The following is a 423-nucleotide window of genomic DNA, read 5'->3' as shown; positions in this document are numbered from 1 at the left end:
GCTCGATCATCACGCCCTTGGGCGCGCCGGTCGAGCCGGAGGTGTAGATCACATAGGCCAGGTGGGCCGGGGTCAGTCCGTGCCGCTGCGGATTGGCGGACGCCTGCCCGCTCCACAACGCAGCCTGTTCGCGCAGGTCGATGCGCGCCACCTCGCCGCCGATATCGTCCAGCGCGGCCCGGCCGGCGCCCACGCTCAGCGCCACCAGCGGTGCGCTGTCGGCCAGCATATAGGCCAGCCGCTCGCTCGGATAGGCCGGGTCCAGCGGCACATAGCAGCCGCCCGCTTTCAGCGTGGCCAGCATCGCCACCAGCATCTCGACGCCGCGCTCGGCGCAGATCGCCACGCGCACGTCCGGCGCCACGCCCAGCGCCAGCAGGTGGTGCGCCAGCCGGTTGGCCTGCGCATTGAGCTCGGCGTAGC

1 protein-coding gene is annotated in these 423 nt (G+C 72.3%); it reads right to left on the bottom strand.

Features of this window, described 5'->3' with window-relative positions; translation table 11 throughout:
- On the bottom strand, window positions 1-423 hold a 423-nt coding region (locus KVP70_RS35870; RefSeq protein WP_217946723.1), incomplete at both ends, for an AMP-binding protein.

This window comes from Duganella violaceipulchra, assembly GCF_019166075.1.
GTDB lineage: Bacteria > Pseudomonadota > Gammaproteobacteria > Burkholderiales > Burkholderiaceae_D > Rugamonas > Rugamonas violaceipulchra.
The sequence above is the reverse complement of the archived record's forward strand: the minus strand, read 5'-3'. Positions and strand labels throughout refer to the sequence as shown.